The organism is Micromonospora sp. NPDC049101 (assembly GCF_040648675.1).
In the GTDB taxonomy this organism is placed as follows: domain Bacteria; phylum Actinomycetota; class Actinomycetes; order Mycobacteriales; family Micromonosporaceae; genus Micromonospora.
The window spans coordinates 141536-162387 of the sequence record NZ_JBEZED010000013.1; the positions used below are offsets into that span (position 1 = coordinate 141536).

General features: G+C 72.4%; 21 protein-coding genes. 15 read left to right on the plus strand and 6 right to left on the minus strand.

The window, feature by feature from the left end; genetic code table 11:
- The first annotated feature begins 82 nt into the window (after positions 1 to 82).
- Positions 83 to 1054: an ATP-binding cassette domain-containing protein gene (locus AB0B57_RS19705; RefSeq protein WP_357071372.1), complete on the plus strand. Its 972-nt coding sequence runs from the start codon at positions 83 to 85 to the stop codon at positions 1052 to 1054.
- On the plus strand, positions 1051 to 1860 hold the full coding sequence (locus AB0B57_RS19710) for an ABC transporter permease (RefSeq protein ID WP_357071375.1): 810 nt from the start codon (positions 1051 to 1053) through the stop codon (positions 1858 to 1860). The genes AB0B57_RS19705 and AB0B57_RS19710 overlap by 4 nt, the downstream gene beginning before the upstream one ends.
- Before the next feature lie 76 nt (positions 1861 to 1936).
- Here AB0B57_RS19710 and AB0B57_RS19715 read toward each other — a convergent pair whose 3' ends face one another.
- The 3 genes from AB0B57_RS19715 to AB0B57_RS19725 are packed head-to-tail and all read right to left on the minus strand — an operon-like array spanning position 1937 to position 3075.
- Complete coding sequence (locus tag AB0B57_RS19715; protein ID WP_357071378.1) at positions 1937 to 2353, minus strand: PLD nuclease N-terminal domain-containing protein; 417 nt, start codon at positions 2351 to 2353, stop codon at positions 1937 to 1939.
- Between the two features lie 27 nt (positions 2354 to 2380).
- The gene (locus AB0B57_RS19720; protein ID WP_357071381.1) at positions 2381 to 2686 is read right to left on the minus strand and encodes a DUF202 domain-containing protein; all 306 of its coding nucleotides are present in this window, start codon (positions 2684 to 2686) and stop codon (positions 2381 to 2383) included.
- Positions 2683 to 3075, minus strand: a complete 393-nt coding sequence (locus AB0B57_RS19725) for a DUF202 domain-containing protein (RefSeq protein WP_357071384.1) — start codon at positions 3073 to 3075, stop codon at positions 2683 to 2685. The genes AB0B57_RS19720 and AB0B57_RS19725 overlap by 4 nt, the downstream gene beginning before the upstream one ends.
- 42 nt (positions 3076 to 3117) lie before the next feature.
- Between AB0B57_RS19725 and AB0B57_RS19730 the strand changes: the two genes are divergently transcribed.
- From AB0B57_RS19730 to AB0B57_RS19745, 4 genes are all read left to right on the plus strand, one after another.
- Positions 3118 to 3915: a GNAT family N-acetyltransferase gene (locus tag AB0B57_RS19730; protein ID WP_357071387.1), complete on the plus strand. Its 798-nt coding sequence runs from the start codon at positions 3118 to 3120 to the stop codon at positions 3913 to 3915.
- Positions 3912 to 4325 carry a hypothetical protein gene (locus AB0B57_RS19735; protein ID WP_357071390.1) on the plus strand — a complete coding sequence of 138 codons (414 nt, stop codon included), beginning with the start codon at positions 3912 to 3914 and terminating at the stop codon, positions 4323 to 4325. Before AB0B57_RS19730 ends, AB0B57_RS19735 begins: the two co-directional genes overlap by 4 nt.
- A 188-nt stretch (positions 4326 to 4513) precedes the next feature.
- Complete coding sequence (locus tag AB0B57_RS19740) at positions 4514 to 5293, plus strand: electron transfer flavoprotein subunit beta/FixA family protein (RefSeq protein ID WP_357071393.1); 780 nt, start codon at positions 4514 to 4516, stop codon at positions 5291 to 5293.
- Between the two features lie 14 nt (positions 5294 to 5307).
- Entirely contained in the window at positions 5308 to 6267 is a 960-nt protein-coding gene (locus AB0B57_RS19745; protein ID WP_357071396.1) for an electron transfer flavoprotein subunit alpha/FixB family protein, read from the plus strand.
- 96 nt (positions 6268 to 6363) lie between these two features.
- Here AB0B57_RS19745 and AB0B57_RS19750 read toward each other — a convergent pair whose 3' ends face one another.
- Positions 6364 to 7197, minus strand: coding sequence for an anti-sigma factor (locus AB0B57_RS19750; RefSeq protein ID WP_357071398.1), 834 nt, complete (start codon positions 7195 to 7197; stop codon positions 6364 to 6366).
- Entirely contained in the window at positions 7151 to 7753 is a 603-nt protein-coding gene (locus AB0B57_RS19755) for a sigma-70 family RNA polymerase sigma factor (protein ID WP_357071401.1), read from the minus strand. The genes AB0B57_RS19750 and AB0B57_RS19755 overlap by 47 nt, the downstream gene beginning before the upstream one ends.
- A 230-nt stretch (positions 7754 to 7983) precedes the next feature.
- Between AB0B57_RS19755 and AB0B57_RS19760 the strand changes: the two genes are divergently transcribed.
- The 7 genes from AB0B57_RS19760 (at position 7984) to AB0B57_RS19790 (ending at position 14500) form a co-directional block, all read left to right on the plus strand.
- On the plus strand, positions 7984 to 8814 hold the full coding sequence (locus tag AB0B57_RS19760) for a DUF4397 domain-containing protein (RefSeq protein ID WP_357071404.1): 831 nt from the start codon (positions 7984 to 7986) through the stop codon (positions 8812 to 8814).
- A complete protein-coding gene (locus tag AB0B57_RS19765; protein ID WP_357071407.1) occupies positions 8811 to 9464 on the plus strand; it encodes a class F sortase in 654 nt (217 codons plus the stop codon). The genes AB0B57_RS19760 and AB0B57_RS19765 overlap by 4 nt, the downstream gene beginning before the upstream one ends.
- A gap of 91 nt (positions 9465 to 9555) precedes the next feature.
- Entirely contained in the window at positions 9556 to 10731 is a 1176-nt protein-coding gene (locus tag AB0B57_RS19770) for a cysteine desulfurase family protein (RefSeq protein ID WP_357071410.1), read from the plus strand.
- A 210-nt stretch (positions 10732 to 10941) separates the two neighbouring features.
- Entirely contained in the window at positions 10942 to 12015 is a 1074-nt protein-coding gene (gene mnmA, locus AB0B57_RS19775; protein ID WP_357071412.1) for a tRNA 2-thiouridine(34) synthase MnmA, read from the plus strand.
- Positions 12016 to 12052: 37 nt separating this feature from the next.
- Complete coding sequence (locus AB0B57_RS19780) at positions 12053 to 13057, plus strand: methionine synthase (RefSeq protein WP_357071415.1); 1005 nt, start codon at positions 12053 to 12055, stop codon at positions 13055 to 13057.
- Between the two features lie 36 nt (positions 13058 to 13093).
- Positions 13094 to 13459, plus strand: a complete 366-nt coding sequence (locus AB0B57_RS19785) for a VOC family protein (protein ID WP_357071418.1) — start codon at positions 13094 to 13096, stop codon at positions 13457 to 13459.
- Between the two features lie 30 nt (positions 13460 to 13489).
- Positions 13490 to 14500, plus strand: coding sequence for an ADP-ribosylglycohydrolase family protein (locus AB0B57_RS19790; RefSeq protein ID WP_357071420.1), 1011 nt, complete (start codon positions 13490 to 13492; stop codon positions 14498 to 14500).
- A 337-nt stretch (positions 14501 to 14837) separates the two neighbouring features.
- On the opposite strand, the gene AB0B57_RS19795 is transcribed toward AB0B57_RS19790, so the two are convergent.
- Positions 14838 to 15380, minus strand: coding sequence for a type II toxin-antitoxin system PemK/MazF family toxin (locus AB0B57_RS19795; protein WP_357071423.1), 543 nt, complete (start codon positions 15378 to 15380; stop codon positions 14838 to 14840).
- Between the two features lie 484 nt (positions 15381 to 15864).
- On the opposite strand from AB0B57_RS19795, the gene ligA reads away from it, so the two are divergent.
- Both ligA and AB0B57_RS19805 read left to right on the plus strand, forming a co-directional pair.
- On the plus strand, positions 15865 to 18000 hold the full coding sequence (gene ligA, locus AB0B57_RS19800) for an NAD-dependent DNA ligase LigA (RefSeq protein WP_357071426.1): 2136 nt from the start codon (positions 15865 to 15867) through the stop codon (positions 17998 to 18000).
- 157 nt (positions 18001 to 18157) lie between these two features.
- A complete protein-coding gene (locus AB0B57_RS19805) occupies positions 18158 to 20797 on the plus strand; it encodes an EAL domain-containing protein (RefSeq protein WP_357071429.1) in 2640 nt (879 codons plus the stop codon).
- Positions 20798 to 20852 lie beyond the last annotated feature (55 nt).

The following is a 20852-nucleotide window of genomic DNA, read 5'->3' on the forward strand; positions in this document are numbered from 1 at the left end:
GTCGTAACGTCAGCGCGGGAACGGCGGGATGTCAGACCTGTCGCCCACAGTGGTGTCACCACTGACGACGACAGGAGTTGGGATGGACTACGCGATCCGGGCCGAGGGTCTGGTGCGGCGTTTCGGCACCACCACAGCCCTCGCCGGCGTTGATCTGGCGGTGCCGACCGGGACCGTCTTCGGCCTGCTCGGGCCGAACGGGGCCGGCAAGACCACCGCCGTGCGGGTGCTCGCCACCCTGCTGGCCGCCGACGAGGGGCACGCCACGGTGGGCGGCTTCGACGTGGTGCGCGACGCGCACCAGGTGCGGCAGCTGATCGGCCTCACCGGCCAGTACGCCTCGGTCGACGAAACGCTCACCGGTGCGGAGAATCTGCTGCTGATCGGTCGGCTGCTCGGGCTGAGCCGAGCCGACGCCCGGCAGCGTGCCCGCCAACTCCTCGCCGACTTCGCGCTCAGTGATGCCGCCGACCGGGCCGCCAAGACCTTCTCCGGGGGCATGCGTCGCCGGCTGGACCTCGCCGCCAGCCTGGTCGGTCGGCCGCAGGTGCTCTTCCTCGACGAGCCGACCACCGGGCTCGACCCGCGCAGCCGCAACGACCTGTGGGACATCGTCCGCACCCTGGTCTCCGACGGTGTGACGGTGCTGCTCACCACCCAATATCTGGAGGAGGCCGACCAGCTCGCCGGTGAGATCGCCGTGGTCGACCACGGTCGGGTGATCGCCCAGGGCACGCCGGAGGAGCTGAAGGCCAAGACCGGTGGTCAGACCCTCACCGTGCGGCCGGCCGACAGCACCGACCTGGGCACCGTGACCGCCATCGTCGGCGAGGTGTCCGGTGCGACCCCCGAGGTGGCCCAGAACGCCGTCACCGTCGCCGTGAACGACTCCGGTGTCCTGCCCGCCGTGGTCCGCCGCCTCGACGCCGCCGAGATCGCGGTCGCCGAGCTGGCACTGCGCGGCGCCAGCCTGGACGAGGTCTTCCTCTCCCTCACCGGCCACCGGGCCGAGGACGCCCCGGCCGACACCGACCTGGAAAGGACTCCGGCATGACCGCCGTCACCCTCCCCGCTCCGCTGGCACCGGCCCGCCGGCTCAGCCCGGCAGCGGGGCTGCGCCACACCCTCACGCTGGCGTGGCGCAGCCTGGTGCAGATCAAGCACAACCCGATGGAGCTGCTCGACCTCAGCATCCAGCCGGTGATGTTCGTGCTGCTGTTCACGTACGTCTTCGGCACCGCCATCGCCGGATCGTCCGGCGAATACCTCACCTTCATGCTGCCCGGCATCATGGTGCAGAACGCGCTGTTCGCCACGATGACGACCGGGTTCGGGCTGAACAACGACCTCACCAAGGGCGTGTTCGACCGTCTCCGGGCGCTGCCCATCGCCCGGTGGGCGCCGTTGGCCGGCCGGATCCTCGCCGACACCGTCAAGCAGGCCTGGTCGATCGCGCTGCTGCTGGGCGTCGGGTCGATCCTGGGTTTCCGGGTCGGCAACGGCCTGTTCGGGGTGGTCGGGGCGTTCGCGCTGCTGCTGGCGTTCACGTTGGCCGCGTCGTGGATCTCGGTGCTGGTCGGCGTGCTGGTGAGCGAACCGGACAAGGTGCAGATCTTCGGGTTCATGGTGATCTTCCCGCTGACCTTCACCAGCAACATCTTCGTACCGACCGACCGGATGCCCGGCTGGTTGCAGAGCTGGGTGGAGGTGAACCCGGTGACCGTGGTGGCCGACGCGCTGCGCGGGCTCCTGGTCAGCGGGCCGGTGGCCGGGCCGGTGCTCCAGACGCTGCTCTGGGGCTCCGGCATCGCGGTGATCTTCGCGCCGTTGGCGGTGCGCGCGCTCAAGCGTCGGGTGTGAGTCGACGCTCGGGCACCAACGCCGGCGCGACCGCGCCGCCGCTCGGGCACCAACGCCGGCGCGACCGCGCCGACGCTCACACCTCCGGCCGGTCACCCTCGCGGGGCGGCTCACCGTCGCGCCGGCGCAGGTCGTCCTCGCGCCGGCGCAGGTCCTCCTCCCAACGACGGAAGAGCTCGTCGTCCTGCTGCTTCGCACGGTCCTGCACGGACCGGAGAAACTCCGGGTCGTCGTCGGGGGCGACCGGTCGGGGGCGCTTCCGCTCGACCGAGCCGGTGCCACCCGACCAGCCCTTGCGCGCGCCGGCGCTGGGCTCCCGGCCGGCGACGAACCAGGCGATCGAGCCGACCAACGGGAAGAACAGGATGATCAGCACCCAGGCGATCCGGGGCAGGGCGCGAATCTGACCCTCCTCGGCGGAGAGGCAACTGATCAGCGCGCAGACGGCGAGGACAATCTGCACCAGGAAGAGGAGAACGTACAGCCGGGCCATCCACCCATCATGGCGCACCGAGTCCCGTCACCACAGTCCGCGCAGCACCAGCAGCACTCCCAGCAACGCGATCCCCACGGTGCCCAGCGCGACCAGGGGCAGGGTCCGGCCACCGGTGCGGGCCGGGCCGGCGCCGGTGCCGCGGGGCCAGCAGAGCACCAGCAGGGCGCCCCACAGCAGCACGACGACGCCGGCGAGCAGCGCCCCGCTCGGGCCGTCCGCCGAGGCCAACCGGACGGCGAGCGCGGTCACCACCGTCACCGTGAGCAGGGTGCGTCGCCAGGCCAGGCGGGTGCGCTCCGGTTGCAGCCCGGAGTCGCGTGCGGCGCTCACCGGCTGCCGACCGCCCGCAGCAGGACGGCGACCACCAGCAGCACCGCACCGACACCCACGGCCAGGGCCAGGACGGCGGGAAACCGGGACGCGGGCAGCTCCTGACCGAGCCGGATGGCCCGCTCGGTACGCGCCCAGTGGTCCACCGCGCGGACCGCGACGGCACCGCCGAGCAGGAGCAGCGCGACGGCGATCGCCTCCCGCAGGTGGCTCATCGGCAGGGGCGGCAGGAACTGCGCGGCGGCCAACCCACCGCCGACCAGCGCCAACCCGGTGCGCAGCCAGGCGAGGAAGGTCCGTTCGTTGGCCAGCGAGAACCGGTAGTCCGGCTGCTCACCGACCGTGCCCAGCTCCGCCGGGTCGAACCATCTCCTGATCGCCGCCCACACGGTGGAAGATTATCCGCTTCCCATCCCGCTTAGCCTGACTCGGTGACTGATCTCGACGTAATGACGCTGCGTGCCGCCTACGACAACCAACTCCGCCCGGAGATCCCCGACCCGGTTCCGGCCGGGGTGACGGTGGAGCGGGACGGGCCGTTGGTGCGCATCATCGGGCTCGACGCCGGCGGCTTCCTCACCTACCGCGACCTCGGCGGACTCACCGGGGACGCGCTGGACGAGCTGATCACCCGACAGGTGCGGCTGTTCCGCGAACGTGGCCAGTCGGTCGAGTGGAAGCTCAACGAGCACGACGAACCGGCGGACCTGGCGGACCGCCTGCGCGCCGCCGGCTTCGTCCCGGAGGACCGGGAGACCGTCGTGGTCGGCCCGGTCGCGCCGCTGGCCGCCGCGCTGCCGGTCACCCCCGAGGGGGTACGCCTGCGTGAGGTGACCTCCCGCGCCGACCTGGAGCGGATCGCCGCCATGGAGGAGGAGGTCTGGCAGGAGGACCGCTCGCACCTGGTCACGGGTCTGGCCAAGGAGATCGACGCCGACCGGAACTCGATCACCGTCGTGGTGGCCGAGGCGGACGACACGGTGGTGAGCGCCGGCTGGGTGCGGTTCCCGGCGAACACCGGCTTCGCCACCCTGTGGGGCGGCTCGACCCTGCCGCAGTGGCGGCAACGGGGCATCTACCGGGCGCTCGTCAACTACCGGGCGCGGTTGGCCGACCAGCGGGGCCGCACGCTCGTGCAGGTGGACTGTTCCGAGGACAGCCGGCCGATCCTGCAGCGGCTCGGCCTCGTCCCGGTGACCACCACCACCCCGTACGTCTACACTCCGTGATCATGGAGCAGCGGTTGACGGACGAGGAGCGGTTGATCCTCAAGACCGGCGCCTTCGGTGCCGTCTTCCTGGTGTCCAACGCCGACCCGGGGGTGCTGGGGGTGATCCGGGAGAGCGTCGCCGCGTCCAGCGCACTCGCCAACGCCAGCGGGACGGTCAAGGAAGCGCTCGCCACCGGCCCGCTGCCCCGGCTGCCCAGGGACTCGCAGTTGGAGATCGAGTCGGTGGTGCTGCCGGCGCTGCGGCAGGCGGTGCGAATCCTGCGCGACAAGTCACCGCAGGACGTGGCGGCGTACCGCTCGGTGGTGTTGGGTGCGGCGGACCGGGTGGCCCGGGCGCACGCCGGGGTGGCGCCCGCCGAGGCGGCGGCCATCGACCAGATCCGGAACGCGTTGGCCGACCCGGCCTGACCGCCTGCCCGTCGGTGAGCTGTGTCACCCTGAGTGCCCCGGGGAGCGCAAGCTACCGACAGGTAACATTGCGTCGTGGGCAACTGCACAACAGCCCCCGGTTGACCAGGCGTCGACCGACGCGCGACGCTGCGCCCCATACCGGGCGAGCGAATCGCATCACCACACAGGAGGGTCGTCGAAGCGCGATGAATATCGTCGTACTCGTCAAGCAGGTGCCTGATTCGGGCGCGGACCGCAACCTGCGCAATGACGACAACACCGTCGACCGCGGTTCGGCGAACAACGTGATCAACGAGATGGACGAGTACGCCATCGAGGAGGCGCTGAAGATCAAGGAGGCGCACGGCGGCGAGGTCACCATCCTGACCATGGGTCCGGACCGGGCGACCGAGTCGATCCGCAAGGCGCTCTCCATGGGCCCGGACAAGGCCGTGCACGTGCTGGACGACGCCCTGCACGGTTCCTGCGCCGTCGCCACCTCGAAGGTGCTCGCCGCCGCGCTCGGTCAACTGAACGCCGACCTGGTGATCTGCGGCGCCGAGTCCACCGACGGTCGGGTCCAGGTCATGCCGCACATGATCGCCGAGCGGCTCGGCGTCGCCGCGCTCACCGGCGCCCGCAAGCTGACCGTCGACGGCAGCACGCTGACCGTGGAGCGGCAGACCGAGGAGGGCTACGAGGTGGTCACCGCCGCCACCCCGGCCGTGGTCTCCGTCTGGGACACGATCAACGAGCCGCGCTACCCCTCCTTCAAGGGCATCATGGCCGCCAAGAAGAAGGCGGTGCAGACGTTCTCCCTGGCCGACCTGGGCGTCGCGCCCGCCGAGGTGGGCTTCGACGGGGCCACCAGTGCCGTCGTCGAGCACTCCAAGCGCCCGCCGCGCTCCGGCGGCGCCAAGATCACCGATGAGGGCGAGGGCGGCGTCAAGCTGGTCGAGTTCCTCGCCACCGAAAAGTTCGTGTGAGAGCGGGTCTGGACATGTCTGAGGTTCTCGTCGTCGTCGAAGCCACCAAGGAATTCGGCGTCAAGAAGGTCACCCTGGAGATGCTCACCCTCGCCCGCGAGCTGGGCACCCCGAGCGCGGTGGTGCTCGGCGGCGCCGGCGCCGCCGAGGCGCTGAGCGGCAAACTGGGCGAGTACGGCGCGGAGAAGATCTACGCCGCCGAGGGTGACGAGATCGACGGCTACCTGGTGGCCCCCAAGGCCACCGTGCTGGCCGAGCTGGTCACGCGCGTGCAGCCGGCCGCCGTGCTGCTGGCCTCGGCCCAGGAGGGCAAGGAGATCGCCGCCCGCCTCGCCGTCAAGCTGGACAACGGCATCCTGACCGACGTGGTCGGCCTGGACACCGACGGCACCGCGACCCAGATCGCCTTCGCCGGCTCCGCCATCGTCAAGTCCAAGGTCACCAAGGGCCTGCCGCTGGTCACCGTCCGGCCCAACTCGGTCACCCCGACCCCGGCGGCGGCCACCCCGACGATCGAGCAGCTCACCGTGTCGGTCACCGACACCGACAAGCTGGCCAGGGTCGTCGAGCGGGTCGCCGAGCAGAAGGGCTCCCGCCCCGAGCTGACCGAGGCCGGCGTGGTCGTCTCCGGCGGTCGCGGTGTCGGCAACGCCGACAACTTCAAGCTGGTCGAAGAGCTGGCCGACCTGCTCGGCGGCGCCGTCGGCGCGTCCCGCGCGGCCGTCGACTCCGGCTTCTACCCGCACCAGTTCCAGGTGGGCCAGACCGGCAAGACGGTCTCCCCGCAGCTCTACGTCGCGCTCGGCATCTCCGGTGCCATCCAGCACCGGGCCGGCATGCAGACCTCGAAGACCATCGTCGCGGTCAACAAGGACGGCGAGGCACCGATCTTCGAGCTGGCCGACTTCGGCGTGGTGGGCGACCTGTTCAAGATCGTCCCGCAGGCCGCCGAGGAGATCCGCAAGCGCAAGTGACCCGCTGACACGACAGTGGCCGCCCCGATCCGGGGCGGCCACTGCTTTTTCGTGGGGAGCTGATCGGCGGGCCGGGGAGCTGAGCCGGCCCGCCGATCAGCCCGTCAGGGTGCCCCTCACCAGGCTGTCGCCGGAGTGGCGGGTGTTGTTGTCGAACCGTTCCGCGGAGACGTCGACCACCGAGTAGGTCTTGAGGTCGACATTCGGGGGCAGGGGTAGCAGGGCATCCTGGCCGCCACCCAGGGTGCCGACCGAGAACATATCCATCGTCGTCGGATTGATCAGCCAGACCTCGTAGTACCCCGGGACGCGCGGGAGATTCGCCACATGCAGATGTAGTTGGCCGTCCTGGAGAACCCGGGCGTCACCCCTGGCCGCCGGGGGCGTCGACCCGTACGCCGCCAGCGGGGCGCTCGCCACCACCACCGGCTTCGGTGTGGGCGCCGGGTCGTCCGGCCGGAGCACCGAGACCGTGCCCACCACACCGACCGCCGCGGCGGCGGCAGCGGTCACCGCGGTGGCCGCCCAGCGGGCCCAGCCACGGCCCCGGCGAGACCGCCGAGCCGAGTCCAGCCGGGTGACGGTCGGCTCCGCCACTGTGCCGATGGTCGGCTCCGCCACCGTGTCGACGGTCGGCTCCGCCGTCGTGCCGGTGGCCTGTTCCGGCACCGGCGGGCGGCGGATCTCGGTCACCGGCGGTCGGGTCTCCGCCGCGCTGACCTGGGCCAGGATGCCCTGCCAGAGGTGCTCCGGCGGGTCGGGCAGGTCGGCGAGGCCCTGCGTCTCCACGCCGAGTCCGGCGATCTGCCGCAGGGTCGTCATCTCCACCCGGCAGTGTGCGCAGGTGCCGAGGTGGGTGCTCTCCCCGTTGTCCGCCTCGCTCTCACCGAGCGCCAGAAAGACCAGCCGGTCGTGGTCCAGGTGCTGCACCGTCCACCTCCCATCTGCGTTTCAAGCTCGCCATGCCGCGCCGGATGTGGCTCTTGACGGTGCCCAACGGCACCCCCGTCACCGTGGCAATCTGCTGGTGGGTCAGGTCGTCGTAGAAGGCCAGCTCCAACATGCGTCGCTGGTCGTCGGGGAGACGGGCCAGCTCGTCGGCGATCACCAGCCGGTCCACCACGCGGTCCGGGTCCGGGTCGGCCGGCGCCGGCTCGGGCAACTGACGGACCGTATCCACCACCCGGGTCTCCCGGGCCGAGGCGCGCATCCGGTCGATCACCTTGCGCCGGCCGATGCCGAGCAGCCAGCCGATCAGCGATCCCTTGGCCGGGTCGAAGGTGTCGCGACCCAGCCAGGCGGCGACGAACGTGGCCTGGGTGACGTCCTCGGCGTCGGCGCGGTTGGCCAGCATGGAGGTGGCCAGGTGGAACACGGCCCGACCGTACCGGTCGTACGCCTCGCGGAGCGCCACGTCGTCGCCCGCGCGGAAGCGGAGCGCGAGGTCGTCCACCGGAGGGTCCGGTTCCTCGTGCAGGGCCGTCATCGGGCGGTTCGCCTTCGATGGGGCATGCCCGACTGTAGCTGCCACAGTCTCCGCCCCACTCTCCCGGTCGATGTCATCTCAGCAGCTCTTCGCCTCGCGACCCCGGTTCGGATGCAGGTGGGGCCGAAAAAGAAAAGTGCGTCGGTGTCGCATCCACCCGTCCGGACGGCGGCGTAACCCGTTCTGCAAGTCAGGCCTGACGAATCAGCACCAATCACCAGGAGGCAGACATGCAGTTCTCATCCCTGCGTCGGGTCGCGGCGGGCGGCGCGGTCGCCGCGCTGGCCTTCGCCGGAGTCGGCGCGCTCACCGCCACCCCCGCGTACGCCGCCACGTCGAAGGTCTCCGTCGTGCACGGCATCCCGGACACCCCGGTCGACGTCTACGTCAACGGCAAGAAGACGCTGGAGAACTTCAAGCCCGGCGACGTCGCCGGCCCGCTGAGCCTGGAGGAGGGCGACTACGACATCGCGCTCACCAAGCCGGGCGAGCCGGTCGGCAGCGCGATCCTCAAGGTCGACAACGCGGCGGTGCCGGGCGGCGCGAACATCAGCATCGCGGCGCACCTGGACGCCGCCGGCCAGCCGAAGATCACCCCGTTCGTGAACGACGTGTCGAAGGTCGACGCCGGCAAGGCCCGGCTGATCGTCCGGCACACCGCCGCCGCCCCGGCGGTGGACGTACGCGCCGGCGGCACCCCGGTCTTCGAGGGCCTGACCAACCCGAAGGAGGCCAAGGGTGACGTCGACGCGGGCAGCGTGAAGGCGGACGTGGTGCTCGCCGGCACCGACACCGTGGCCATCGGCCCGGCGGACCTCAACCTCAAGGAGGGCACCGCGACGATCGTCTACGCGATCGGCTCAGCCGAGGGCAAGACCCTCGGTGTGGTGGCACAGACCATCACCGGCCTGCACTCCGCCCCGGGCGGCGTGCCGAGCGGTGACGGCGGTCAGGCTGGCACGGGCCTGGGCACGTGGTGGTACACGCTCACCGGTGCCGGCGTACTCCTGCTGTTGTTTGGTGGTGTGCGGATGGCGACCGCGCGGACCGGTCGCAGGTGACGGTGCGCAACCGCGGCGCGCTGGCGGCCCTGGCCGCCGGCGTTGCCGCGCTCACCGTCGCCGCCGTGGTGGCGGGCGGCTCCCGGCCGGCCGGAACCGTGGGCGCCGCGGAGGCGAGCGCGTTGGCCAGCACCCCGACGACCGCCGCCAGCGTTCCGTCGGTCCCGGTGACCGCCGGTGAGCTGCCGGTCGACGCGGCGATCATCCCGCCGGTACGGCTGGTGATCCCGGAGATCGACGTCACCGCCACCGTCGACGCGGTAGGCATCAACGAGCGGACCAACGAGTTCGAGGTGCCGCCGAGCGTCGACCAGATCGGGTGGTACCGCTACGGACCCGGCCTGGAGGCCCCCGCCGGCTCGGTGGTCATCGCCGGTCACGTGGACAGTGCCAGGCAGGGCAGGGGGGCGTTCTTCCGACTCCGTGAACTGGACCAGGGCGACACGCTGACCGCGACCGGCAGCGACGGCACGGCACGGCGCTACCGGGTCGTCGCCCGGGAGGAGTACGCGAAGACCAGGATTCCGTTGGACCGGTACTTCGCCCGGGACGGCAAGCCGCGACTGACCCTGATCACCTGTGGCGGGCCGTTCGACGCCAAGGCGCGCAGGTACCGGGACAACATCGTCGTCACCGCGGTGCCCGCCTGACCGGGCCGGGGTGGGAAGCGCCACCCCGGCCGTCGCGCCGGGTCCCCTCCGCCATCCGGGCTCCGCGGTGTCGGCCGTAGGCTGAGCGGTGATGGCTTACCTGGATCACGCGGCGACGACTCCGATGCTCGATGAGGCACTGGAGGCGTACGTCGCTACCGCCCGCGAGGTCGGCAACGCGTCCTCCCTGCACGCGGCGGGTCGCCGTGCCCGCCGCCGGGTCGAGGAGTCCCGCGAGAAGGTGGCCGCGGTGCTGGGCGCGCGGCCGTCCGAGGTGATCTTCACCGGTGGTGGCACGGAGAGCGACAACCTCGCGGTCAAGGGCATCTTCTGGGCCCGCCGCGGAGCCGACCCGCAACGCCGTCGGGTGGTCTCCAGCGCCGTCGAGCACCACGCGGTGCTGGACGCGGTGGACTGGCTCGTCGAGCACGAGGGAGCCGAGGTCGGCTGGTTGCCGGTGGACGCCGCCGGTCGGCTCGACCCGGAGGACCTGCGCGCCGAGTTGGCCGCGCACGCCGACCGGGTGGCGGTGGTCACCGCGATGTGGGCGAACAACGAGGTGGGCACCGTCCAGCCGGTCGCCGAGTTGGCCGCCGTCGCGGCCGAGTACGGTGTGCCGTTCCACACCGACGCCGTCCAGGCGGTCGGTCAGGGGCCCGTCGACTTCGGCGCCAGCGGTGTCGCCGCGCTGACCGTCACCGGGCACAAGTTGGGCGGCCCGACCGGGGTGGGCGCGTTGCTGCTCGCCCGGGACGTGGCGGCCACGCCGCTGCTGCACGGCGGCGGCCAGGAACGCGACGTCCGCTCCGGCACCCTGGACACCGCCGGCATCGTCGCCTTCGCGGTCGCCGTCGAGAGCGCGGTGAAGGGCCAGCAGGAGTACGCGGCCCGGGTGGCCGCACTCCGCGACGACCTGATCGAACGGGTTCGTCGGGCGGTGCCCGAGGTGATCTACAACGGCGACCCGACCTGCCGGCTGCCCGGCAACGCGCACTTCTCCTTCCCGGGCTGCGAGGGCGACGCCCTGCTGCTGCTGCTCGACGCGCAGGGCATCGCCTGTTCAACCGGGTCGGCCTGCTCCGCGGGTGTGGCCCAACCCTCACACGTGCTGCTGGCGATGGGCGCCGACGACGACCGCGCCCGCTCCTCGCTGCGCTTCTCCCTCGGCCACACCAGCACCCAGGCCGACGTCGACGCCCTCATCGCGGCCCTCCCCGGCGCGGTGGACCGAGCCCGCCGAGCCGCAGCCCTCCGCACCCCCCGCTAACAGCCCCCCGCCCCTCGCCCCTCGCCCACCCTCTTCTCTCCGCGGTCGATCATGGAGTTGTGGTGCCGAGAAGATGGCGAATGACGGCTTTTGTCACCCACCACAACTCCTTGATCGACGGAGGGCTGAGGGTGGAACAGGTCACTTTGCCGCCAGCGGAGCCGGTGCGGGGTGGGTGGGTAGGCTGGCGGTGGGGAAGGGAGTGCGCTGGTGAGGGTTCTGGCGGCTATGTCGGGCGGGGTTGACTCGGCCGTGGCGGCGGCGCGGGCGGTGGCGGCCGGGCATGACGTGACAGGCGTACACCTGGCGCTGGCCCGCAATCCGCAGACCTACCGGACCGGGGCGCGCGGCTGCTGCACGCTGGAAGACTCCCGGGACGCACGGCGGGCCGCCGACGTGATCGGCATCCCGTTCTACGTCTGGGACATGGCCGACCGCTTCCACGAGGACGTGGTGGACGACTTCGTCGCCGAGTACGCCGCCGGCCGTACGCCGAATCCCTGCCTGCGCTGCAACGAGAAGATCAAGTTCACGGCGGTGCTGGACCGGGCGGTGGCCCTGGGCTTCGACGCGGTGGTCACCGGGCACCACGCCCGGCTCGGCCCGGACGGGCTGCTGCGGCGCAGCGTCGACATCGCCAAGGACCAGTCGTACGTGCTGGCCGTGCTCACCCGCGAGCAACTGGACCGGTCGATCTTCCCGCTGGGCGACTCGACGAAGGCGCAGGTCCGTGCGGAGGCCGCCGAGCGTGGCCTGGCGGTGGCCGACAAGCCGGACTCGCACGACATCTGCTTCATCGCCGACGGCGACACCCGCGGCTTCCTGGCCGGCCGGCTCGGCGAGGCGCCCGGCGACGTGGTCGACGCGAGCACCGGCGCGGTGGTCGGCAGTCACCGCGGCGCGTACGCGTACACGGTGGGGCAGCGTCGCGGCCTGCACCTGGACCGGCCGGCCCCGGACGGGCGGCCGCGCTACGTGCTCTCGATCACGCCGAAGACCAACACGGTGACCGTCGGCACCGCCGAGGCGCTGGAGGTGTCCGAGGTGCGCGCCGTTCGTCCGGTCTGGACCGGCGGCGCACGGCCGGACGCGCCGGTCGAGTGCGAGGTGCAGTTGCGTGCGCACGGCGACGTGGTCCCGGCGACCGTCGCTCTCGACGGTGACCTGCTGCACGCCGAGCTGCGCCGGCCGGTCCGCGGCGTCGCCGCCGGTCAGGCCGTGGTCGCGTACCGGCCGGACCCGGCCGGCGACGTGGTCCTCGGCTCGGCGACCATCACCGCCTGACGGCGCGGCACGGGGGTTCGCGGGATAGCCTTCGGCCGTGACAGATCAGGCGTGGCCCTGGCCGGCCGGTGCGGCAACCGGAATTGGTTCGCTGCCCGGCACCGACATCGGCGAGGCACAGCGGGTGGTCCTCGGTGAGCTTCCCGAGCTGCCCCACCTGCCCGAGTTGCCGGCCCGTGGCCCCGGCGCCGACCTCATCGGCCGCAGCGCCGGGCTGCTGGTCGAGCTGCCCGTCGAGGTGTACGCCGGCCGGTGGCGGGTCGCCCCACGCCCGGGCCGCGACCTGCGCCGGGCCGCTGACCTCATGGAACGCGACCTGGACCAGCTCGCCGAGCAGGCCGAGGAGTACGACGGCCCGATCAAGGTGCAGGCCGCTGGTCCGCTGACGCTGGCCGCCTCCCTGGAGTTGCCGATCGGTGGCCGCCTGTTGCGTGACCCCGGCGCGGTCCGCGACCTGACCGGCTCCCTCGCCGAAGGGCTGCGCGCGCACGTCGCGGCGGTGGCCCGGCGGTTGCCCCGGGCGTCGGTGCTGCTGCAACTGGACGAGCCGTCACTGCCGACCGTGCTGGCCGGGCGGGTGCCGACCGAGAGTGGCCTGGGCGCGTACCGGGCGGTCGAGTCGGTGGACGCGGCCGCGCTGCTGCGCGAGGTCGTCGACGCGGTCGGCGTGCCGACGCTCGTGCACTGCTGCGCCCCCGACGTACCGCTGGAGCTGATCCGCTCCACCGGCGCCGTCGCGGTCGCCCTCGACCTCGACCTGGTCACCAAACTGGACCCGCTGGGCGAGGCGATCGACGCCGGCCTCGGGTTGCTGGCCGGGGCCGCGCCGACCCGACCGCCGTCGGCCGGTGGCGCGCCGACCTCCGCGCAGATCGCCGACCGGGTACGCCAGGTCTGGGACCGCCTCGGCTTTCCTCGTCGGCAGTTGGCCGAGCAGGTGGTGCTCACCCCGGCCTGCGGTCTCGCCGGTGCCACCCCGGAGTACGCGCGGGCGGTGCTCGCGGCCTGTCGGGACGCCGGTCGGCGGCTCGCCGAGGACTGAGGTTTCCTGTCGTACCGGGTGGGCAGGATGACGGTCATGATTGGACAGCTGCGTTCAGTGGTGATCGATTGCCCGGATCCCCGGGCGTTGGCGGAGTTCTACGCCGAGCTGCTCGGCGTACCCATCGCCGACGGGGAGACGGAGTCCGACTGGGTGGTGCTGGGCGGTCCGCCCGGCCACCAGCCGCGGGTGGCCTTCCAGCAGGCGCCCGACCTGCGGCCACCGGCCTGGCCGGACCCGGAGCGTCCACAGCAGTTCCACCTGGACGTGACGGTGGACGACATCGAGAGCGCGGAGAAGGCGGCCCTCGCGCTCGGGGCTCGGCGGCTGCCGGGCGAGGGCGACGGTTTCCGGGTCTACGCCGACCCGGTCGGCCACCCGTTCTGCCTCTGCTGGGACTGAGCCCGACGGGGGTTGCGGCGGCCGGGCATCATGGCCGCCGTGATCCCCACCTCCGCGCTGCGCGCCTCCGGTTCACTCTTCGGCCTCGCCTACGGTGACGCGCTCGGCAAGCCGACCGAGTTCCTGACCGTCGCCGAGATCGAGCACCGGTACGGCCCGACCGGCCCACGTGAGCTGTCCGGCGAGCCGGCACTCGTCACCGACGACACCCAGATGGCACTCGCGGTGGGCTGGGCGCTGCACGATGCGCCCTCGCTCACCCCGGAGGCGGTGGAGCCGCTGCTGCGGCAGCGCTTCCTGGCCTGGGCGGTCAGCCCGGACAACAACCGCGCCCCGGGCATGACCTGCCTGCGGGCCTGCGCGGAGCTGAGCCGTGGGCTGCGCTGGCAGGAGGCGACAGTGGCCGGGTCGAAGGGGTGCGGCGCCAACATGCGGGTCACCCCGGTCGGGCTGCTCGACGTCGACCTGGACACGCTGGCCGGGTTGGCCCAGCTACAGGCCGGGATGACCCACGGCCACCCGACCGGGCTGGCCGCCAGCGAGCTGACCGCGTACGCGGTCTTCGCGCTGCGCGCGGGCGCCACACTGCCCGAACTACCCGCGCTGCTCACCGAGCGGGCGCTCGCCCAGCGCCTGGTCTACCGGGAGCAGTGGCTGGGTGACCTCTGGCAGCGTCCCGGTACACCGTCACCGGAGACGTTCATCGCCCGAGGCTGGGACGAGTGCCTGACGGCGCTGGGCCGACTGACGACCGCCCTGAGCCAGCCGGACGACGGCGGCGACCCGTGCCGGGCCACCGGGGAGGGCTGGGTTGCCGAGGAGGCGCTGGCCACCGCGCTGCTCTGCGCCATTCGGCACGTCGACGACCCGGTGGCGGCACTGGCCCGGGGCGCGACCACCGCCGGCGACTCCGACTCGATCGCCGCACTGGCCGGCGCGTTTGTGGGCGCGGCCGCCGGCATGGCCGCCTGGCCGACCGGGTGGTTGGACCGCATCGAGTACGCGGACCAACTCGCCACCCTGGGCGCCGCCTGGGACTGACCCCACCTGCCTGCCCTGTCCTCGGTGCTGACCGGCGCGGTCCTCGGTGCTGCCCGGTGCGGCCTCGGCGGTGCCCCGCGCGGCCTCGGCGGTGCCCCGCGCGGCCTCGGCGGCGCCCCGCGCGGCCTCGGCGGTGCCCCGCGTTGGTCCCGGGGGGCGTGATCCACTCGGCTTTCTGAAAGTCGCGGTGTCCGGTGGTGTCGGATGCCGCGTTTTGCAGGAAGCCGAGTCGATCATGCCTTCTTTGGGCAGGGCGGACGGGGTAGTGGGCCCGCCGGATAGTCAGGGTGACGGGGTGGGCTCGCCGGGCGGTCATGTCGACCGGGCCGCGGGGTGGTCAGGGGGTGGGCAGGTGACGCAGGCTGCGGACCTTGCGCCACAGGTCGGCGTCGCAGCGGCCGGCGTGGTCGGCGAAGGCGGCCGAGTTGAGTCGGATCGGCTCGGTCAGGCTGAGGTAGCTGTCGTGCTCCGCGCCGGGGTCCCAGTCCCGGGTGGGGATCCGCACGTGGTCGTCCCGGTCGCTCTTGTCCTGGCTGGTGATCTTCAGGACGTCCGCCCCTCGGGAGTCCGCCCGCAGCACCAGACAGGGCCGTACCTTCGAGCCACTGCCATCGGCGTACGGCACGTCGGCCCACCAGATCTCGCCCGGTGCCGGGGCATCCCGCCGGTCGGTGTCCGATGAGCGGGGCTTGGCGGCCGGCCGGTCGGCGCCACGCGGTCGAGGTGGGGTGGGCCGACGACCACCGGTGCGGGCCGTGGCACGGCGATCCGGTCGGGTGCCCGAGGGTCGGGTGGAAACCCGGTGCCGCCAGCTGTTCCATGCCCAACCCGTACCCACCGCCAGCAGGATCGCCACCGCCCAGAGCAGTGCCTCGCGCATCGCATAACCTCCTGCTCACCGACGGACGCATCCCCGCCGCCTGCCCACCGGCGGACGTAGCGCCGCCTCGTGCCCACCGGCGGATGTGCCCCGCCTCGTGCGTACCGGCGGACGTAGCGCCGCCTCGTGCCCACCCGCGGACGTGCCCCCGCCTGATGGCCACCGGCGGATGTAGCGCCGCACCCTGGCGGCTCGCGGGTCGCACCGTGCGGCGATCCTCGCACGCCGTCGCCCGTGCCGCCCGCCAACCACACCGCGGCTGCCCCGACGTCCGCGGCACCCGGAGGACACCCCCCCCCTTGATCATTTGACGCTGAGTAGTGGGATCGGCCCGTCGAGAACCACTCAGCATCAAGTGATCACGGAACGCGGTGGAGAGGAACGTCGCTGCGGGCGCGGGCGGGCAACGGATTGTCCCACCGGCCCGATACCGTGCCGGAGTAGCGTGATCAGGGAGGTCGCAGGCGTGTCCGAAGGTGGCGGTGTGTCCGAGGAACAGATCGGTCAGCAGGTCAGCCCGGAGCAGGAGGCGGCGGCCGGGGCTGAGCCGACGCCGCAGGCCCGGGAGCGGCACGCCACGCTCAGCCGGGAGCTGACCGAGCATCAATACCGCTACTACGTGTTGGACGCGCCGATCATCGCCGACGCCGAGTTCGATCGGCAGTTGCGCGAGTTGGAGGCGCTGGAGACGGAGTTCCCGGGGCTGCGCACGCCCGATTCGCCGACCCAGCGGGTGGGCGGCACGTTCTCCACCGACTTCACCCCGGTCACCCATGCCGAGCGGATGCTGTCGCTCGACAATGCCTTCGCCGACGAGGAGCTGGCGGCCTGGGCCGAGCGGGTCGAACGGGACGCGGGCGGCCCGGTGCCCTACCTGTGTGAGCTGAAGGTCGACGGGTTGGCCATCAACCTGACCTATGAGAAGGGCAGGCTGTTCCGGGCCGCCACCCGGGGTGACGGTCGCACCGGTGAGGACGTCACCGCCAACGTACGCAGCATCCGGGACGTGCCCAGCGAGCTCGCCCCCTCCGCCGAATTCCCAGACGTTCCGGAGTTGCTGGAGGTCCGGGGCGAGATCTACTTCCCGATCGCCGCCTTCGCCGATCTCAACGCCAGCCTGGTCGAGCAGGGCCGGGCACCGTTCGCGAACCCGCGCAACGCCGCCGCCGGCAGCCTGCGGCAGAAGGACCCGCGGGTCACCGCCTCCCGGCCGCTGCGCCTGGTCGTGCACGGCATCGGCGCCCGCCAGGGGTTCCAGCCCACGGCCCAGTCCGAGTCGTACGCGGCGCTGAAGTCGTGGGGGTTGCCGACAAGCGATCGGTGGCGGGTCGTCCCGGATCTGGCCGGCGTGGCGGAATACATCGCGCACTACGCCGAGCACCGGCACGACGTCGAGCACGAAATCGACGGGGTGGTGGTGAAGGTCGACCCGGTCTCCATCCAGGGCCGGCTCGGTTCGACAAGCCGTGCCCCGCGCTGGGCGATCGCCTTCAAATACCCGCCGGAGGAGGTCACCACCAAGCTGCTCGACATCGAGGTCGGTGTGGGGCGCACCGGGCGGGTCACCCCGTTCGCGGTGCTGGAGCCGGTGCACGTGGCGGGCTCGACGGTCGCCCAGGCCACCCTGCACAACGCCAGCGAGGTGGAACGCAAGGGCGTGTTGATCGGCGACACGGTGGTGGTGCGCAAGGCGGGGGACGTGATCCCCGAGGTGCTCGGCCCGGTTGTCGACCTGCGCCCCGCCGACGCGCGTGCGTTCGTGATGCCCATCACCTGCCCGTCCTGCGGCACACCCCTCGCCCCCGCCAAGGAGAGCGACGTCGACATCCGCTGCCCCAACACCCACAGCTGCCCGGCGCAGCTGCGGGAGCGGGTGTTCCACCTGGCCGGCCGAGGGGCGTTCGACATCGAGGTGCTCGGCTACAAGGGCGCGGGAGCACTACTGGACGCGCAGATCATCACCGACGAGGGCGACCTCTTCCAGCTCGACGCCGAGCAGCTGGCCCGTTCCCCGTTCTTCGTCAACAAGGACGGCACCCTCGGCAGCAACGCGGCCAAGTTGTTGGACAATCTCGTGGTCGCCCGGCAGCGCGAGCTGTGGCGGGTGCTGGTGGCGCTCTCCATCCGGCACGTCGGCCCCACCGCGGCTCGGGCGCTCGCCCGGCATTTCCGCTCGATGGACGCCATCGAGGCGGCCACGGAGGAGGAGCTGTCCTCGGTCGACGGGGTCGGGCCGACCATCGCGGCGAGCCTTCGGGAGTGGTTCGCGGTGGACTGGCACCGCGAGGTCGTCCGCAAGTGGGCCGAGGCCGGCGTACGGATGGCGGAGGACGTGGTCGACGAGGGGCCGCGCCCGTTGCAGGGGTTGACGGTGGTGGTGACCGGCACGCTCGCCGGTTTCTCGCGGGATCAGGCCGTCGAGGCCGTGGAGACCCGGGGCGGCAAGGTCAGCGGGTCGGTCTCCAAGAAGACGAGCTTCGTCGTCGTGGGGGACAACCCCGGGTCCAAGGCCGACAAGGCGGTCAGCCTCAAGGTGCCGGTGCTCGACGAGGCCGGGTTCCAGCTCCTGCTCGACGCGGGGCCGGATGCCGCACGGGAGGTCGCTCAACCGGGCGGCTGACCCCGCCCGCGGCACGGCGCGGCGACAGGTCGCGTATACCAACTTAATTACGACTACGACCGATTCGTGACTGTCATACCGGGAAACCGGGGGCTGAGGGCGTTTCATTGGGTCACGACGTGCGCACCGGCACGTCGACGGTCGGTCGGGAGGTGTGGTGGAGGTCGCCGATCCACGCAACTCGCTGCCCCCGGGGCGAGTGGCACCGTTCGCTGCCTTCGTCGTCGGCATCCTGGTGGTGGCCACGCTGACCGCCGCCGTTCCACTCGCGACGCTGCCCGGTGAGGTGTCCGGGCTGCCGGTGGCGTTCTGGACGATGGCCGCGCTCGCCGTGCTCTGCGACGCCCGCCCGTTCGTCCCGCCGGGGCGCCGGCAGACCTCGGCGGTGTTCCCCTCCACCTGCTTCACCTTCGCGATCCTGCTGGGTTGGGGCCTCGGCCCGGCGGTGGCGGTGCAGGCGGTGGGTGTCGTCGTCTCGGGCTGGCGGATGCGGCACGCGGCGTGGCGGACGGCGTTCAACGTCGGTCAGTACGCGTGTGCGCTCGCCGCCGCGTACGGGGTGATCCTGCTCGGGCCGGGCACCATCTTCTCCGGCGGACGGTTGCACTGGACCGACGTGGCCGCCGTCGGCGGCGCGACGCTGGCCTGGTTCGTCGTCAACTACGTGTTGGTCAGCTGGGCGGTGCGGCTGCGCTTCGGGGACCGGTGGTGGCCCACCCTGCGGCAGGGGCTCGGCTTCGAGTTGCTCTCCACCGGTTCACTGCTGCTGCTCGCCCCGGTGCTGGTCGCGGCCTCGCGGGTCAGCGCGGCGCTGATTCCGCTGGTGTTGGTGCCGCTCTTCGCCGTCTACCGGATGGCCCGGCTGACCGTCGAACAGCAGCACCTCGCCGCCGCCGACCCGCTGACCGGCCTGCCCAACCGCAAGGCCCTGTTGGCCGAGGTGGCGGAGCAGGTGCACCTGCATGCCGAGCGAACGGCCCGTGGCGGACCCGACGGGCAGTTGGCGCTGCTGCTGATCGACCTGGACCGCTTCAAGAACGTCAACGACGCCCTCGGGCACGCGGTGGGCGACCGGCTGCTGGTCGAGGTGAGCGCACGGCTCACCGACGTGCGGCCCCGACCTCAGATGATCGCCCGGCTCGGCGGTGACGAGTTCGCCATCGTGATGACCGGGCTGACCGACGTCGCTCAGGCGCGGGAGCTGGCCGACCAGGTGGTCCAGGCGTTGGCCGAGCCGGTGCCGCTCGACGGGCTTCCGTTGGACGTGGGCGGGTCGATCGGGATCGCCCTCTTCCCCGAACATGGGGAGGACTTCGCCACCTTGATGCGCCACGCCGACGTGGCGATGTACGACGCCAAGCACCGCAACGACACGGTGGCCGTCTACGCCCCCGAGTCGGACCACAACTCCGCCGAGCGTCTTGGCCTCCTCGCCGATCTGCGCCGGGTGCTGGAGTCCGGCCCACCGGTCGTCGAGCCCTCCGCCGCCGAGCAGGGCGAGCGGGCCGAGCAGGGTGGGCGGGGCGATGGGAACGGCCGGCACGCCGTACCGGATGAGGTTGGCGCGGAGCGGTCGGTCGGCGTACCCCTCAGTGCGACGGCCGAGGTGCGCGGCGGTGACGGGGCGGCGCTGCCCACCGGGGCCGAGGCCGCGCCACACGCGGACCCGGCGCCGGCCATCGTGACGGCACCGCCGCCCGGTCGGCGCTGGGGGCGCCGTCGGCGCGGCGACGCGGAGTTGGCGCACGCCGACGAGCTGATCAAGCGGATCGCCACCGGTGCCGACCCGATCCGGGGTCGCAACACCCGCGCCACGGTCAGCGGCAACCGGCCGGGCCCGGCCGGGGAGCGACGCGCCGGGCTCGGAAACGACAGGCGGTCGCCGAACGGAAGCGCGGTCACCGCGATGGGCAACGGTGGCCTCGGGCCGCGGCGGGACATCGGGCCGGGCTCAGCAGGGCGACCGCTCGAACCGACGGGGTGGGCGCACGCGGACGGTGGGCCGGCCGACGACGCCGGGGAAATCACCATGTACTACCAGCCGCAGATCGCCATCGCGACCGGCGAGGTGGTCGGTGTCGAGGCCCTGCTGCGGTGGCGACACCCGCGGCGGGGCATGGTCGACCCGGAGGAACTCATCCGGGTCGCCGAGCAGAGCGCCGTGATGCGGCTGCTCACCCGTCGGGTGGTCGACGACGTGGTGGAGCAGCTCGCCACGTGGTCGGCGGCCGGCATCGGCCTGCGCGCGGCGCTGAACGTGAGCGTGCGCGACCTGCACACCGGCGAGATCGCCGACCAGATCGCCGACCGGCTGGCCCGCTACGGGGTGCCGGCCGAGCGGCTACAGGTGGAGATCACCGAAGGGGCGTTGATGGCCGACCCACGCCGGGTGCTGACGACCATCTCCCAACTGCACCGGATCGGGGTGGGCATCGCGCTCGACGACTTCGGCACCGGCTACTCGTCCTTGCAGCACCTGCGCAGGCTGCCGTTGTCGGAGGTGAAGGTGGACCGGTCGTTCGTACTCGGCATGGCCGACGACGCCGACGACGCGGCGATCGTCCGGTCGATGATCGAGTTGGCCGGCGCTCTGGGGTTGCGGGTGGTGGCCGAGGGCGTCGAGGACGAGCGGACCTGGCGGATGTTGCACGCCGCCGGCTGCGACGCGGCGCAGGGCTGGTTCTACGCCCGACCCATGCCCGCCGCGGAGCTGGTCACCTGGCTGGCCCGGTACCGGCCGGTGCGCCCGACCGGGGGGCACCCGCAGGCCGACGTCACACGCCGCCCCACCCGCTGACGCGACACAGGGGCCGGCGGAGGGGGAGTCCGGGGACGCGGCACCGGAGCGGAAC

Excerpts from the sequence above, each read along its gene's own strand:
- AB0B57_RS19740 (WP_357071393.1), top strand. The coding sequence starts at position 4,514 with ATGAATATCGTCGTACTCGTCAAGCAGGTGCCTGATTCGGGCGCGGAC.
- AB0B57_RS19790 (WP_357071420.1), top strand. The coding sequence starts at position 13,490 with ATGGCCGCCGTGATCCCCACCTCCGCGCTGCGCGCCTCCGGTTCACTC.
- AB0B57_RS19755 (WP_357071401.1), bottom strand. The coding sequence starts at position 7,753 with ATGACGGCCCTGCACGAGGAACCGGACCCTCCGGTGGACGACCTCGCG.
- AB0B57_RS19715 (WP_357071378.1), bottom strand. The coding sequence starts at position 2,353 with ATGGCCCGGCTGTACGTTCTCCTCTTCCTGGTGCAGATTGTCCTCGCC.
- AB0B57_RS19705 (WP_357071372.1), top strand. The coding sequence starts at position 83 with ATGGACTACGCGATCCGGGCCGAGGGTCTGGTGCGGCGTTTCGGCACC.
- AB0B57_RS19745 (WP_357071396.1), top strand. The coding sequence starts at position 5,308 with ATGTCTGAGGTTCTCGTCGTCGTCGAAGCCACCAAGGAATTCGGCGTC.
- AB0B57_RS19760 (WP_357071404.1), top strand. The coding sequence starts at position 7,984 with ATGCAGTTCTCATCCCTGCGTCGGGTCGCGGCGGGCGGCGCGGTCGCC.
- AB0B57_RS19795 (WP_357071423.1), bottom strand. The coding sequence starts at position 15,380 with ATGCGCGAGGCACTGCTCTGGGCGGTGGCGATCCTGCTGGCGGTGGGT.
- AB0B57_RS19710 (WP_357071375.1), top strand. The coding sequence starts at position 1,051 with ATGACCGCCGTCACCCTCCCCGCTCCGCTGGCACCGGCCCGCCGGCTC.
- AB0B57_RS19770 (WP_357071410.1), top strand. The coding sequence starts at position 9,556 with ATGGCTTACCTGGATCACGCGGCGACGACTCCGATGCTCGATGAGGCA.
- AB0B57_RS19785 (WP_357071418.1), top strand. The coding sequence starts at position 13,094 with ATGATTGGACAGCTGCGTTCAGTGGTGATCGATTGCCCGGATCCCCGG.